14 protein-coding genes are annotated in these 14759 nt (G+C 52.5%); 4 read left to right on the forward strand and 10 right to left on the reverse strand.

The annotated features are described in order from the left end of the window. Positions 1 to 82 precede the first annotated feature (82 nt). A complete protein-coding gene (locus AC4FIC_RS06190) occupies positions 83 to 820 on the reverse strand; it encodes a VC0807 family protein (RefSeq protein WP_100256396.1) in 738 nt (245 codons plus the stop codon). Between the two features lie 76 nt (positions 821 to 896). Between AC4FIC_RS06190 and AC4FIC_RS06195 the strand changes: the two genes are divergently transcribed. Both AC4FIC_RS06195 and AC4FIC_RS06200 read left to right on the forward strand, forming a co-directional pair. After that, positions 897 to 1604 (forward strand): tRNA (adenine(22)-N(1))-methyltransferase TrmK, encoded by a 708-nt coding sequence (locus AC4FIC_RS06195; protein WP_100256395.1) that lies wholly within the window; start codon positions 897 to 899, stop codon positions 1602 to 1604. A 132-nt stretch (positions 1605 to 1736) separates the two neighbouring features. Continuing rightward, positions 1737 to 2189 (forward strand): Hsp20 family protein, encoded by a 453-nt coding sequence (locus AC4FIC_RS06200; RefSeq protein WP_273284362.1) that lies wholly within the window; start codon positions 1737 to 1739, stop codon positions 2187 to 2189. A 46-nt stretch (positions 2190 to 2235) separates the two neighbouring features. On the opposite strand, the gene AC4FIC_RS06205 is transcribed toward AC4FIC_RS06200, so the two are convergent. From AC4FIC_RS06205 to leuS, 5 genes are all read right to left on the reverse strand, one after another. Continuing rightward, positions 2236 to 2772 carry a sugar O-acetyltransferase gene (locus AC4FIC_RS06205; protein ID WP_287418584.1) on the reverse strand — a complete coding sequence of 179 codons (537 nt, stop codon included), beginning with the start codon at positions 2770 to 2772 and terminating at the stop codon, positions 2236 to 2238. Continuing rightward, a complete protein-coding gene (locus tag AC4FIC_RS06210; RefSeq protein ID WP_476194880.1) occupies positions 2762 to 4474 on the reverse strand; it encodes an alpha-glucosidase in 1713 nt (570 codons plus the stop codon). The genes AC4FIC_RS06205 and AC4FIC_RS06210 overlap by 11 nt, the downstream gene beginning before the upstream one ends. Positions 4475 to 4566: 92 nt before the next feature. Beyond that, the gene (locus tag AC4FIC_RS06215; RefSeq protein WP_100256392.1) at positions 4567 to 5166 is read right to left on the reverse strand and encodes a LysE/ArgO family amino acid transporter; all 600 of its coding nucleotides are present in this window, start codon (positions 5164 to 5166) and stop codon (positions 4567 to 4569) included. A gap of 89 nt (positions 5167 to 5255) precedes the next feature. Beyond that, positions 5256 to 6281 carry a DNA polymerase III subunit delta gene (gene holA, locus AC4FIC_RS06220; protein WP_100256391.1) on the reverse strand — a complete coding sequence of 342 codons (1026 nt, stop codon included), beginning with the start codon at positions 6279 to 6281 and terminating at the stop codon, positions 5256 to 5258. Positions 6282 to 6372: 91 nt separating this feature from the next. Further along, on the reverse strand, positions 6373 to 8952 hold the full coding sequence (gene leuS / locus AC4FIC_RS06225; protein ID WP_100256390.1) for a leucine--tRNA ligase: 2580 nt from the start codon (positions 8950 to 8952) through the stop codon (positions 6373 to 6375). A gap of 231 nt (positions 8953 to 9183) precedes the next feature. On the opposite strand from leuS, the gene AC4FIC_RS06230 reads away from it, so the two are divergent. Both AC4FIC_RS06230 and AC4FIC_RS06235 read left to right on the forward strand, forming a co-directional pair. Further along, complete coding sequence (locus tag AC4FIC_RS06230) at positions 9184 to 9729, forward strand: DJ-1 family glyoxalase III (RefSeq protein WP_100256389.1); 546 nt, start codon at positions 9184 to 9186, stop codon at positions 9727 to 9729. A gap of 120 nt (positions 9730 to 9849) precedes the next feature. Further along, positions 9850 to 10092, forward strand: a complete 243-nt coding sequence (locus tag AC4FIC_RS06235; protein ID WP_100256388.1) for a rhodanese-like domain-containing protein — start codon at positions 9850 to 9852, stop codon at positions 10090 to 10092. Between the two features lie 73 nt (positions 10093 to 10165). Here AC4FIC_RS06235 and AC4FIC_RS06240 read toward each other — a convergent pair whose 3' ends face one another. From AC4FIC_RS06240 to AC4FIC_RS06255, 4 genes are all read right to left on the reverse strand, one after another. Further along, entirely contained in the window at positions 10166 to 10933 is a 768-nt protein-coding gene (locus AC4FIC_RS06240; protein WP_100256387.1) for an amino acid ABC transporter ATP-binding protein, read from the reverse strand. 12 nt (positions 10934 to 10945) lie between these two features. Then, positions 10946 to 12061, reverse strand: coding sequence for an amino acid ABC transporter permease (locus tag AC4FIC_RS06245; RefSeq protein WP_100256386.1), 1116 nt, complete (start codon positions 12059 to 12061; stop codon positions 10946 to 10948). A gap of 10 nt (positions 12062 to 12071) precedes the next feature. Continuing rightward, the gene (locus AC4FIC_RS06250; RefSeq protein WP_227003815.1) at positions 12072 to 13250 is read right to left on the reverse strand and encodes an amino acid ABC transporter permease; all 1179 of its coding nucleotides are present in this window, start codon (positions 13248 to 13250) and stop codon (positions 12072 to 12074) included. A gap of 183 nt (positions 13251 to 13433) precedes the next feature. After that, positions 13434 to 14459 carry an amino acid ABC transporter substrate-binding protein gene (locus AC4FIC_RS06255; RefSeq protein ID WP_273284350.1) on the reverse strand — a complete coding sequence of 342 codons (1026 nt, stop codon included), beginning with the start codon at positions 14457 to 14459 and terminating at the stop codon, positions 13434 to 13436. Between the last annotated feature and the right edge of the window lie 300 nt (positions 14460 to 14759).

Below are 14759 nucleotides of genomic sequence, written 5' to 3' on the forward strand. Positions count from 1 at the left end.
GGATTAATAAAAAAGCCCGGCTTAGCCGGGCTTTTTTGTGGCCGCTCGAAACGGCGATCTAGATCAGGGCTGCGCGCTCATACTAGGATTTCTTACTGCCATCCACCATCAGCTCTTCGAGTGGCAACTTGGTTAGGGACTTCAATTGGGCCAGCAAATAAAAGATCGCGCCGATTAATACAATCATGCTCGGAATCACGATAACCGGATAACTTAGTGCGGTCATGCGGCCTAGCTCTTCATTGAACTGGGAGGTTCCCGCCGGACTTTTCAGCACCAGCTTGGCCAACATATAGTTCAAGCCTGAAGACAGGAAGAAAGAAGAGGCAACTATGTAAGTCACAATATTCATCTTTTGATCGAATTTGGCTTTATTGCCCAGTTCCGCCAATGCCTCGTGAACTCGGGCAATCTGGATTATGTTCTCATTGAAGATTAACAACTTCACCACCGACCGACGCGAGCCTTGGCTGATGATTACCGCCAGTCCGATAAGCCCCGGAATGGCCGCTTCTTTGATGGCAATATATTTAGGGTCTAACTGCAATAGGCTGATGCCACCGGTCAACAGCACACTGACCACACCGAGAATGGAAAACCCATTGACCTTACCAGTCACGCGCATTTCCCACAGACCAAAGCCTATTGGGAAGGCAAGGGCGACAATAATGCTCCAAACCGGCCCCAATGCAGACTCTTGGCTAAACTTTGTTAAGATGACCACTGGAATAACTATATTAAACAGCAGGTTGCTTAGAAATCCGCCTTTTTTAGGCTGAGCGGCAGAAGAGGTCGAAGAATTTGGCGTTGGGTCTGTCATTACAGGCTCACAGAGCAGAAATTTGACCCCACTTTACCTGACTTTAGGTACCTGAGCATACTCATGAAAGGGTAAAATGATCGATCACAGTTTAAAAACCCGTATGGGCACACGTCTGAGCGCACTCTTTAACGCCATACCCGAAACCACCACTGAATTTTGGGATCTCTGTTGTGACCACGGCGCGGCTGGCCGTGCCATACTCGAATCTAGGCCAAGCTGCCCGGTGGTGTTCAACGATATCCACAGCGATATTATGGCCCATCTAGAGCACCAGTTGGCGGAGTTAGCGGCAGATAATTATCGCCTGGCAATCTGCCCAGCCGAACGCTTAGAGCTCACCGCCAGTAGGCAACCTACCCTATTGCTGGCCGGCGTTGGCGCTGAACAATGTATCGTTATTTTGGCCCATCTGTTTGCCCAACCGGCCAGTGCATCGGCAAGCTTTATTATTTCTCCGGCGACAAAGATGTACTGGGTTCGGCAATTTCTGATCGAACAAGGCGCTTATCTGTTGGCAGAACAGGTGGTCACGGAACATAACCGTTCTTACGAAATACTCACCATTCGTCGCGAACCGACATCATCTGGGTTGGCAATGATCGACCATCCAGACTTTAGTCATGGCGATTGCTGGCTCCCGGCCGACCCCAATCACCGGCGCCACATCAACAAGCTGATAGCCTATTATGGCGCACAACTAGAGCATCGCCCTACGCCACAAAGCAAGGCGATTGTGCAGGGTTATCAAAATATATTAAAAAAATTATCGGGCCAGACTTGAAGCGGGTCAACCTAACCCCTATCTCTTGATTACGACGCCGCAAAGCGGGTCGTATTAGATAAAAGCGTTAAGCGTTTTAGCCAACCCGGTTAGCAACGTCTTAGCAACCTTTTGCTCATAGGAGATTAGGATATGCGTACAGCCTTCGATTTTTCACCACTACACCGCACCACGGTCGGTTTTGACCGAATTGCCCACCTCTTTGATGCGGCCAACCAGAGTGCCAACACGGGCACCAACTACCCACCTTATGATATTGAGATCACCGGTGAGAACCAATATGTCATCACCCTCGCCTTGGCCGGCTTTGCCGAACATGAGATCGACATCCAGTCGGAAAATAGCCTACTAGTGGTGCGAGGAAAAAAAGACAAGGACGAAACAACACGGCAGTTTCTATACCAAGGCATTGCCTATCGTTCCTTTGAACGGAAGTTTCAACTGGCCGATTATGTCACGGTGACCGGCGCGCAACTGGCGCATGGTATCTTACAGATCAGCTTGCTGAAGGAAATTCCCGACGCGATGAAGGCTAAAAAAATCCAAATCAACAGCCTGCACCCGACGGCGATAAAAGAGCAGTAACGCAGGGCGGTTATTCGAGCGCTCTGGCGCGAGACCGGCGCGTGCTCTAACGCGCCGGATTGCCCTTGACCAGAGCGCCATCGGCAACGTCCCGAGTGACCACACTGCCCGCCGCCACGACGGCTCCCACACCAATGGTGATGCCGGGCAAGATAATCGCACCTCCGCCAATCCAAGCCCGCGTTTTAATATGAATCGGCTCAGCCCACATCAGGCCTTTTGCACGGGCCTCGGCATCTAGGGCGTGCTGCGCGGTATAAAACTGTGCAGCGGGCCCAATCAATACCTCATCATCGATACGGATCGGTGCGGAATCGAGGAACACACAGTGGGCATTAATATAGACCGCGCGGCCCAGGGTCATCTGGCTGCCGTAATCGACAAACAAGCCCGCCTCAATAAAGCACTGTTCACCGACGGACTCAAACTGTTCGAACAAGCGTTTTAGGTGGCCTTTACTGGGCGCACGATTAAATTGCGCGCTGCGTTGGCGTATTAGCTCTCTTTGCTGCAACAGATCGGGCGCCAGCGAACAATAGGGCTCGCCCCGGACCATGCGTTGCCAATCGTCACTACGTGCCATTGCTTACTCCTAGGGGCCGCTCGGCAACCACAGCCTGCCACGGCGACAAATACTGCAACCAGACCGAGGGTTGGGCCAGATTGGGCCTTGAAGGCTGATCGGCGGGCCCTCTGTTGGTCATGACTAGGTGCCAGTCGTCCCTGCGCACCGGCTCGGGTAGGGTCAGATCCGCGGGCTGATCGGATAGGTTTACTAAAACCAAAAAATCGCCATTAGCATCGCGCCTTCGATACGCAAAGACCTGCTCCGAGCTATCCATAAAGGACTCGTAATGGCCATAAACCAGAGTCTTACGCACCTTACGCAAGGCAATCAGCCGCTGATACCAGGGCCACACGCCCTGCTCTTCCGCTTGCGCGGCGGCGACATTGATCTGGGCAAAGTTAGGGTTCACTCTCAGCCATGGCATTCCAGTGGTAAAGCCGGCCTGAGGCCCGTCGGTCCATTGCATAGGGGTGCGGGCATTGTCGCGCCCCATACGATGAATAGACGTCAAGAGTTGCACCGGATCCCGGCCTTGGGCGAGTTGCTCTCGATACCAATTGATGATTTCCAGATCGCGGTAGGCCTCGATTGGATACTGCACATTGGTCATACCGATCTCTTCGCCCATATAGATATAGGGCGTGCCCGGCAAGGTCAGGGTAACGGCCGCCAAAGCCTGGGCAGACTCGATACGAAAGCTCTGGTCGTTACCGAAGCGACTCACGGCTCGGGGCTGGTCGTGATTCATCCAAAACTGACTGTTCCAGCCAATGCCGTCTAAACCCTCGATCCAGCGTTTGAGAATGCTTTTCAGTGCCACCCGCGACCAGGTCGCTTGCGCGTCCCACTTACCAGCGGGACCGTGATCCAGCGCCATATGCTCCATCTGAAAGATCATCTGCAACTCGTTACGGTCGGCGCCGACCAGCTGCTTGCCCTGCTCTATATCGACGTCAAAGCATTCACCGACAGTCATGCAATCGTAATGTTGTAACACTTCTCGATGCATCTCCTGCATATAGTCATGCAACTTAGGGCCGTTAATAAAGTATTCACCTCCCCAGCTCAGCTGGATCTCATCACCGACCGAGGGCAGATGCGGATGCTTCGAGATCATATTGATCACGTCCATCCGGAAGCCGTCGACGCCCTTGTCAAACCAGCGCCGCATCATACGGTAGATATCCTGACGCAGGTCGGGGTTGGCCCAGTTTAGATCCGGTTGTTTTTTGGAAAACAGATGCAGGTAATATTGCCTGCTGGCGGGGTCAAATTCCCAGGCCGATCCAGAGAAGACACTGAGCCAATTATTCGGTGCCCGATCCTGGTCGCCGTCCCGCCAGAAGTAATAGTCCCGATAGGGCCCGGTCGGATTGGCCCGGCTGCTAACAAACCAGGGGTGTTCATCGGAACAGTGGTTAACCACTAGGTCCATAATTAGCCGAATGCCGCGTTGATGCAGGCCGGCCAACAACTCATCGAAGTCGGCCATGGTGCCAAATTCGGCCATAATGGCGTCATAGTCGGAGATGTCATAGCCGTTATCATCATTGGGCGATTGATAGATCGGGTTTAACCAGACGATGTCGACGCCCAGTTCAACCAAATAATCGAGTTTGCTGATGATCCCACGCAGATCGCCGACGCCATTACCGGTACTGTCGGCAAAGCTGCGCGGATATATTTGATAAACAATGCCTTCTTTCCACCAGGTCACAATAACTGTCCTTACCGGTTATAAATTTGCTCGCAGCCTAATAAACTTTCAAATCGACGCCTAGATTTAAAGGTCGGGCCGGTTGATTTTACTCAAACCTTAAAAGCCATAACCACCGCCATCCAGGCCATAAACAGGGCCATCAGGGTGTCGAACAGGCGCCAACGGCGAGGCGAAGACAGCCAGCGACTCAAGGGTTTGCCCGCCGCCGCCAAGGCACTAAACCAGAGGATCGAGGCGCTGGCACTGCCGCTCCAAAAGAGCCAAGGCTGTTGCGAGGCGGCCGCTAAACTGCCCAACAAAACAACGGTATCCAGATAAACATGGGGGTTGAGTAACGACATGGCCAGGGCCGCCAACACCGCCTGGCGCAAACCCAGGGTCGGTTGCTCAAGGTTGGCGGTTAAGCCAGATTGGCCGCGGATCGCGCGCCGGCCAGCCTGCCAGGCTAACACGACCAACAAGAGCACCGCCATCGCCGTGAACCAGGGCACCAGACCGGGCAGCCAAGCTTGAATCCGGGCGAAGGCGACCACGCCGATGGCCATCAGCACGACATCGACGCTCATACAGACCAGCGCGATCGGCCAAGGCCGCTGGCCGCGCAGACTCATGCTGAGCACCCAGGCATTTTGCGAACCGATCGCGACGATCAGCCCCAAGGCCAGGGTCAGCCCGGTGAGATAGATCATTTAAAAGTCCTTGCTAATAAGTGGCGTCGACTGGGTCACAGACCGCAGAGTGCCTGTGCCATTTGCGCTGGCGCGATTGTCAGTGCGCGTTACAGTTGATAGGCCGGTAATTGGGGGGCGCTGATGGCTACCAACATTTCACTGATAAGGGTCCACGGGTCGCCCTTGGTCTGACCTTTGATCATGGCATCGATTTTGGAACAGGCGATCAAACAACGCTGATAGTGGTTGACCGGCGCTCGGCGCATGGCCGATTGATAATCTTTTTGCCGTTGTTCGAAGATACGCAGCCGCTTAAAGACCTCCTGCACCGACTGGTTGTGCACCTGGGCCTCGCACAACTCGATCACCAGCCGCAGCTCTCGACTGATCAGCCAGAGCACAATGGGCGCCTCGATACCTTCACCGGCTAGGCCGTGCATGATTTTCAGTGTTCGGGTGAGATCGCCCGACAAAAAAGCCGATGAGAGATCAAACACCGTGTAGCGCGAACTGTCTGAGACACTATTGAGAATCATCTCAGCGCTGACCTGACCAGCCCCCGCGAGCAATTGCAGCTTATCGATTTCCTGTTTCGCCGCGAGCAAATTACCATCGACCCGATCGACCAACAGGGTGAGCGCATCCGGTTCGGGCTGCAGACCCGCCTGCTGCATGCGGGTGCGAATCCAGCCGGACAACTGACTGTGCTCAATTGGCCAGATTGGCAGCCACCAGCCCGCCGCGACCACCTGCAAAAACCACTTGGCCTTAGTTTGGGCAGCCTCAAGTCGATTGGACACGATCACTAACAGGTTGTCCGGATTGGGCTGCGCGATATATTCCATAAGGGCTTTGCGGCCCTTGTCGTTAAACTTAGCGTGCATGCGCAACTCGATCAATTCCCGGTCGCCAAAGAGCGACAGGGACTGGTTGGCGGCGATCAATTCCGAACCGTCAAATGATCCATCGACATCGATCGAGATACGCCCTTCAATACCCGCCTTTTTCGCCTGGGCACGGATCAGATCACTGGCTTCGAGGACCAATAGAGGTTCATCACCACTGAGCCAAATAACCGCTGGCAGCGGCATTGACGTGAGATTTTTCGCTAATTGAGCGGCGGCAATTTTCATCCGAGTTCCCCGTTAGCGCAGTGCGAGCAGGCCCACCCTAGGGCATCCGGTGTCAGCCAGAGCCCTAAGCGTGCTACCTCTGATGGTGCCGTCAATTGGCCACTATATTGATTAACTTGTTAGGGATCACGATAACCTTGCGAATCGTTACCCCCTCGAGAAACTTCATCACATGTTCATCACTAAGTGCCAAGACTTCAACCTCGTCCTTGGCCATGCTGGCGGGCACTTCAAGCCGCGCCCTCACCTTGCCATTAACCTGAACCACATAGAGCAGCGTATCCTTAACCAGAGCGCTCTGATCGACTGTGGGCCAAGCGGCATCGATGATCAACCCGTCCTGACCCAGTTCCTGCCAGAGACGTTGGCTGATATGCGGCACAATAGGCGATAACATCACCACGATCGCCTGCAAGGCTTCGCCTACCACCGCAGAACTCTGCGCGCCGTCGCCGGTAAATTGATTGACCGCATTGAGCAACTCCATCGTTTTAGCGATGGCGGTATTGAAGGTCTTACGCTCACCAAAGTCGAGCGTGATGCCCTCGATGGTCTCATGGGTCTTGCGCCGCAGCGTTTTCTCGGCGGCGGTGAGATGGCTCGGATCGAGCGCGACCCGGGCGTCACCGCTAACCAACTGATGCACCGCACGCCAGACTCGCTCGAGAAAGCGCTTTGCGCCTTGCACGCCAGCTTCAGTCCACTCAAGGGTTTGTTCCGGGGGCGCGGCAAACATTGAAAACAGCCGGACCGTATCGGCCCCATAGAGATCGATCGCTTGCTGGGGATCCTTGCCGTTCATTTTGGACTTGGACATCTTAGCCATACCGGCGTAGATCAACGCGGCTCCAGTGGCCGTTTCAATGCCCGCGACGATACGGCCCTGCTCATCGCGCTCGGGGGTCACCGCGTCAGGATTGATCCACACCCTGGTGGTGCCATCGAGCCGATACCAAGTTTCTGCCAAAACCATGCCCTGGCACAGCAAACGGGTAAAGGGTTCGTTCGAGTTCACCAGGCCTTCATCGCGCAGCGCCTTGTGAAAGAAACGGGCATACATCAGATGCATGGTGGCGTGTTCAATACCGCCGATATATTGATCGACCGGGAGCCAATAATTGGCCTCTTCCGGCTCGAGCATGCCCTCATCGTAATGGGGCGTGCAGTAACGCGCATAATACCAACTCGATTCCATAAAGGTGTCAAAGGTATCGGTTTCACGCAGCGCCGGCTGCCCTTGCCAGGTAGTTTGCTCGAACTCAGGATTGTTTTTGATCGGTGAATTGATGCCATCGATGGTGACATCATAGGGCAACTCGACCGGAAACTGCTCGGCCGGCTTGGCCACACCATCGACATAGACTACCGGTACCGGGGTGCCCCAATAGCGCTGGCGACTTACGCCCCAGTCTCTAAGCCGATAGTTGGTCGCAACCGAGCCCTTGTTCTGTGCGACCAAAACGGCTGCGATTGCGTCGAAGGCGGCCTCAAAGGTCAAACCGTCGAACTCGCCAGAATGGACCAACTGGCCCTTCTCGGTAAAGGCTTCGAGTTCAATATCGCAGGCTATGGCACTGTCTGCCAGTGGCGCGACGACCTGCTCGATGGCCAAGCCGTATTTGCGGGCAAACTCCCAATCGCGTTGATCGTGGGCCGGCACGGCCATAACCGCACCAGTGCCGTAATCCATAAGTACGAAATTGGCGGCCCAGATGGGCACGGCCTTGCCGGTTAAGGGGTGTATCGCCATCTGACCGGTAGCACAACCCCGTTTTTCCATGGTCGCCATATTGGCTTCAGAGGTCGTCGATTGACGGCATTCATCGATAAACTGCGCCAGCGCCGGATTAGACTGCGCTGCGGCCGTCGCCAACGGGTGTGCCGAGGCCACAGCCAAATAGGTGACGCCCATCAGCGTGTCTGGACGAGTGGTATAGACTTCAACCACGTCCGGGCTGTCCTGCACGGCGAATTGCAAGTTGACGCCTCTGGATTTACCAATCCAGTGACGCTGCATAGCCTTCACTTCCTCGGGCCAACCGGGCAGATTGTCCAGTTCACTGAGTAATTCTTCGGCATAGGCGGTGGTGCGGACAAACCACTGCTCCATCTCTTTGCGTTCGACCGGGGTATCACAACGCCAGCAACAGCCATCGTGAACCTGTTCATTGGCCAATACCGTCATATCGTGTGGGCACCAGTTCACAAAGGACGACTTTTTATAAGCCATGTCCTTGGCCATCAGGCGGGTAAAGAACCATTGTTCCCAACGATAATATTCGGGTTTACAGGTGGTCACCTCACGCTCCCAATCGTAGGCAAAGCCCAGGCTTTTGAGCTGAGTACGCATGTAGTCGATATTTTCCAAGGTCCACTTGGCCGGCGCAACGCCGTGTTTGATGGCCGCATTCTCGGCCGGCATCCCGAAGGCGTCCCAACCCATAGGCTGAATCACATTTTTGCCCAGCATGCGCTGAAAACGACTGATCACATCACCAATGGTATAGTTGCGCACATGGCCCATATGTAAGGCACCGCTAGGATAGGGCAACATCGACAGGCAATAGTACTTCTCCTTATTGGTGTCGACGACGGCCTTAAAGACCTGCTTTTGAGCCCATACTTGCTGGACAGAGCGCTCTATTGCGGCGGGTACGTAACTTGTTTCCATTGATTTTGAAACTCGCATAATGAGGTTATAAAACCCAAGTCTGAAACTCGGATCTACAGAGGCGCCAAGAATAACCCAGACGCCGCCGCTTTAAAACTGATGACAACGGCAAAGGCTGGGTTCAAACTTAACCAGTAGTGCTCTAGCAGCGACAAAGTGACACCCGAACGTCCTGTTCTGGCACTGCCTCAGTCGTTAAATCCTGGATAATAAAACAACAGGAGCACAACCATGAAAACTGTACTAGTCCCCCTAGCAGACGGTTGCGAAGAGCTCGAAGCCGTTGCCATTACCGATATCCTCACCCGAGCCGGTGCCAAGGTAGTCACCGCGGGTCTGCGCCCCGGCCCGATCAAAGCCAGTCGAGGCCTAAAGCTGGTACCCGACACCAGCCTGGCTCAAATCAAAGACCAGCGCTTTGACCTAATTGTCCTGCCCGGCGGTCTACCCGGCTCGATCAGTCTCGCCGAAGACCCAATACTGCACGCCCTATTGCAAGATCAGGACCTCCATAATAGGCCCTTTGCCGCCATCTGTGCGGCGCCCCAAGCTCTGGCCGTCGCCGGCTTACTCACCCAGCGAACGCTAACTTGCTTTCCCGGCGCGCTCGATGCCTTCGATTGCCAATGGACCAATACCGGTGCGGCTATTGAAATAGATGGCAATCTGATTACTGGGCGAGGGCCCGGTGTCGCCATAGACTTTGCCCTCGCGCTGGTGCATCAACTGTTCGGAGCAGAAAAATGTGCCGAGGTGAAACAGGGCCTGGGTATCTAAGATATTGGATTTAAGGATTGTTCCATATTAGAAACAGTGCGGCCAAAAAGATCGGTTGCATTAAAATTAGTAATATCTAATATATATAAATCCAAGTCGTTAGCCCAAGAGGTAATAGCCATGCAGCATTTAGTTGATGTCCGATCTCCTGCCGAGTTTCAAACCGGCCATGCACCCGGTGCAATCAATTTCCCCGTCGAGCAGTTAGCGATCCAGTTGGATGCCGGTTTGGCGATGGCTACCGATGATGAGATCACGGTCTATTGTGCCGCCGGCGGCCGGGCCGGCGTGGCCAAAACGTTGCTGGAGCGAGCCGGATATCTGCACGTAACCAATGGCGGTGGGCTAAGTAATATGCTCTAGAGTTGGCGACACAAAAAAGCCCGAGGTCCATAAGGACCTCGGGCTTTTTTTTTGCGGCCGGCGCTGCGGTTGTTTAGTGACCCAAGATCTGGCTCAAAAACAACTTAGTCCGCTCGTTTTCAGGATTGTCGAAGAAATCCTGCGGATTGTTCTCTTCAATAACTTGACCGGCGTCCATAAAGATCACCCTATCGGCTACTTTACGCGCAAAACCCATTTCGTGGGTTACGCAGATCATGGTCATACCCTCTTCCGCTAGACCGACCATGACATCCAATACCTCGGCGATCATCTCAGGATCGAGCGCCGACGTTGGTTCGTCAAAGAGCATAATCTTCGGCTTCATACAGAGCGACCGCGCAATGGCGACGCGCTGCTGTTGTCCACCGGATAGCTGGCCGGGATACTTCTTAGCCTGGTCCGGAATCTTAACGCGTTCCAGATAATGCATGGCGGTCGCTTCGGCTTCCGCTTTAGGGATCTTACGAACCCACATCGGCGCCAAGGTCAGGTTTTCCAAAATGGTCAAATGCGGAAATAAGTTGAAATGCTGAAAACACATTCCGACTTCCCGACGAACTTCCTCGATGTTCTTAACATCACTGGTCAGCTCGGTGCCATTGACGATGATCTGGCCTTGTTGATGCTCTTCCAGACGGTTAATGCAGCGAATCATGGTGGACTTACCGGAACCTGATGGTCCGCACACAACAATCCGCTCACCCTTCTTCACTGACAAATTAATGTCTTTTAAAACATGAAAATCGCCATACCACTTATGCATCTGGTTGAGCTGGATGACTACTTCTTCCGATAAGTCGCGTTGAACAAATTGAGTCATTACAGAGATTCCTTAATTTCGGTGGCCAGTATCTAAGACACGTTCCAGATGTTGTGAGTAACGGCTCATACTGAAACAAAACACAAAGAAGCCGAGGGCCGCAAAGACGTAGCCTTCAATGGCGAAGCCTAACCAATCGGGATTGGTCGAGGCCAGCTGGGCCATGCCCAACAGATCGAAGAGGCCAATAATCAGGACCAGTGTGGTGTCTTTAAACAAGCCAATAAAGGTATTGACGATGCCAGGGATCACCATTTTCAGTGCCTGCGGCAAAATAATCAGCATGGTGCTTTTCCAGAAGTTCAGACCCAGTGCAGCTGCAGCTTCATACTGACCCTTGGGCATGGCCTGCAAGCCACCGCGGACCACTTCAGCCATATAGGCCGATGAAAACAGCGCCACGCCTATTAGAGCACGCACCAGCTTATCGGGGCTCATCTCTTCTGGGACAAACAACGGAAACATAACCGAGGCCATAAAGAGCACGGTGATCAGTGGGATACCACGCCAAAATTCGATGAAGACCACACAGATTGACTTCACCACCGGCATCTCAGAGCGCCGTCCCAACGCGAGTAAAATACCCAAGGGCAGAGACATCACGATACCGGTAACGGCAATCACCAGGGTTAAGAACAAGCCGCCCCAAACCGAGGTTTCAACCATTTCCAGGCCGAAGCTGCCACCGTAGTAAAGGTAGAAGCAGATAACCGGAAAGACCACGACCAGAAATAGCACCAAGACGGTCTTGATTTGGCGCGATACCGCGTCAAAAAACAGCGGTGCAGCGGCTGCGATCGCTAAAATATAGGACAGATTGATCCGCCATATTTGCTCGTCGGGATAACGACCATAGATGAGCTGCTCGTACCAAACTCGAATAAACACCCAGCAGGCACCCTCACGCGAGCAAGAACTGCGATCCTCGCCGAGCCAGTCTGCGGAAAAAACCGCCCAATTCAAAAAGGGCGGAACCACTAGCCATACCAGATATAAACTGAAAAACGTCAGGATAGCATTCATCGGACTACTAAAAAAACTCGACCGAACCCAATGCAGGGCCCCCACCGAGTGCTTTGGTGGCGGCAAATTGGGGTGGAGTCCAACAGCGTATTTTTGTTCTGTCATTGCAACACTCCTAGCGTTCGACCAAGGCCATTTTCGAGTTATACCAATTCATAAAGAATGAAATGGTCAAACTTAAAAATAGATACACGGCTAATGTCATGCCCATTATTTCAACTGCCTGACCCACCTGATTCAGAGCGGTGCCCGCAAATACGGCGACCAAGTCTGGATAGGCGATGGCGGCTGCCAATGACGAGTTTTTTGTCAAATTGAGATATTGGGACGTTAAGGGCGGAATGATGACCCGCAAGGCTTGCGGTACGACGACCAAGCGAGTTGTCCACGCCGGTTTGATACCCAAGGCAAAGGCCGCTTCGGTTTGACCCTGATCGACCGCGAGTATTCCGGAACGCACGATCTCGGCGATAAAGGAAGACGTATAGATCGACAACGCAAATACCAGCGATGAAAATTCCGGTGTTAGGGACATGCCACCACGAAAGTTAAAGCCCTTCAAGACCGGGATATCCCACGACATTGGGAAACCGTTCAATGCCGCGATCACAAGGGGCAGGCCAATCAACAGGGCCAACGCCGTGCGGTACACTGGAAACAGCTCACCAGTCGCTTCTTGACGTCTTCGGGCCCATTTGAATAGGACCACGGTACCGATAACCGCTAGGACGAAGCCAATAGCAACCCAGCCAAAGCCTGCTTCATAGATGGGTTTCGGGCCAAACAGACCGCGATTGGTGAGAAATAAATTGCTGCCGAATTCGATGGCCTGCTTCGGATTGGGTAAGGGTCGCAAGACCGCAAAGTACCAGAAAAACAGTTGCAACAGCAGAGGGATGTTACGCAGTGTATCGACATAGATGGCCGCTAAACGCGAAATCAGCCAGTTATTCGACAGACGGGCTATACCCATGCTGAAGCCTAGGATAGTAGCGAAAAAGATACCAATGACCGACACCAGAATGGTGTTGAGCAGGCCGACAAAAAAGGAGTCTAAATAGGTAGAGCTCTCATTATAGTCAATGAGTGTTTCTGCAATGGCAAAGCCAGTATTGGTCGATAAAAAACCAAACCCGGAGGCAATTCCCTGAGATGCCAGGTTGGTCATGGTATTGTTTACCAATGAATAACCGATATACAGCACAATAGCTAAGAACACTATTTGAAATGCTAGGGCACGTTTTTCAGGATCTCGCCAAAAAGGGGGTTTAGCCGGAGCGTTAGTAGCATTCAGTTCGCTCACAAAGGGTCTCCCGGAATTCCATATAAACTAATGAGGGTAGAGAAGTCAGCTGACTTACCTAAAGAATTGTGGAGCTTGGCATACAAGGCTGGATTGATCTGTATATTTTTTATTAGTAAACCACCTCGTAACGAGGTGGTTAGGTAGGACCAATCAACTTTTAATCTTTAACGATTAACGAACTGGTGGCGCGTACATGATGCCGCCATTGTTCCAAAGATTGTTCAGGCCACGCGGCAATTCCAAACCGGAAATGTTGCGGTCCCAAATTTCACCGTAGTTACCCACTAGGCGAATAACGTTATAAGACCATTTGGCGTCCAATCCAAGGTTTTCACCTAAAGCACCTTCACGACCAACGAATCGAAGTTCCGCAGGTGTCGCTGAGTTGGAATCAACCAACAGGCGAGAGATGTTTGAAGACGTCAGACCCATTTCTTCAGCTTCAACTGTGGCATTGATAACCCAGCTAACAACGTCGAAGAATTGATCATCACCGTGACGAACTGCGGGTCCGAGTGGTTCTTTAGAGATGATTTCCGGCAGCACTATGTGTGCAGCAGGTTCGGCCAGCTTGGTGCGCTGAGCAGCAAGACCGGAAGCATCGGTGGTGTAAACATCACAACGACCTGAATCGTAAGCCGCAACAACTTCATCTGCCTTAACAAACACAACAGGTTCAAATGTCATGTTGTTGGCACGGAAGTAGTCAGCCAAGTTAACTTCGGTAGTTGTTCCTTGGTTGGTACATACTGAAGCACCGTCCAATTCCAAAGCACTGGTAACACCCAGATCTTTACGAACCATGAAACCCTGGCCGTCATAATAAGTCACGCCGGCAAAGTTGATACCCAAAGACGTATCACGAGTCTGAGTCCAAGTGGTGTTACGCGACAACAAGTCGATTTCACCAGACTGCAGCGCCGTAAAACGCTCAGAAGCCGACAGAGGTGAAAACTTCACCTTAGTGGCATCGCCAAAGATTGCAGCGGCTACGCCGCGACAAAAATCGACGTCGAGACCAGACCACTCACCATTAACATCGGTGTTAGAAAAACCAGGCAAACCCTGGCTAACACCACATTGGACAAAACCCTTAGCTTTTACCTTGTCTAACACTTCTCCAGCCTGGGCCGTAGACATCAAAAGTGATGACGTAAGCGCAACACCTAGAGTCGTTAATAAAGCTTTCTTAATCATGTGAGTCTCCTGAACTTATAATTATTTTCATACACACCTGACATGATCCGAATCATTTTGACTAAGGATATCTATCGGTCTGTACGTCTAGCACGGTTAGATTAGCACGCTTATTTTAAAAATCGAACTGTTTAAAATACAAATGTCTGCTAACGCCCTGCCAATGCCTCACGGCCTGCACACTATTGGTGCGCCTAGCATTTAGGGCTTTTTGGGTGCACTAAGACGCGACAAAAATCCGTTAATCGGTCATGATTCAATCAAAATGATATGTCAACTAAGTGTAAATAGATATATGGA

The sequence above is a fragment of the Reinekea sp. genome (assembly GCF_982785585.1).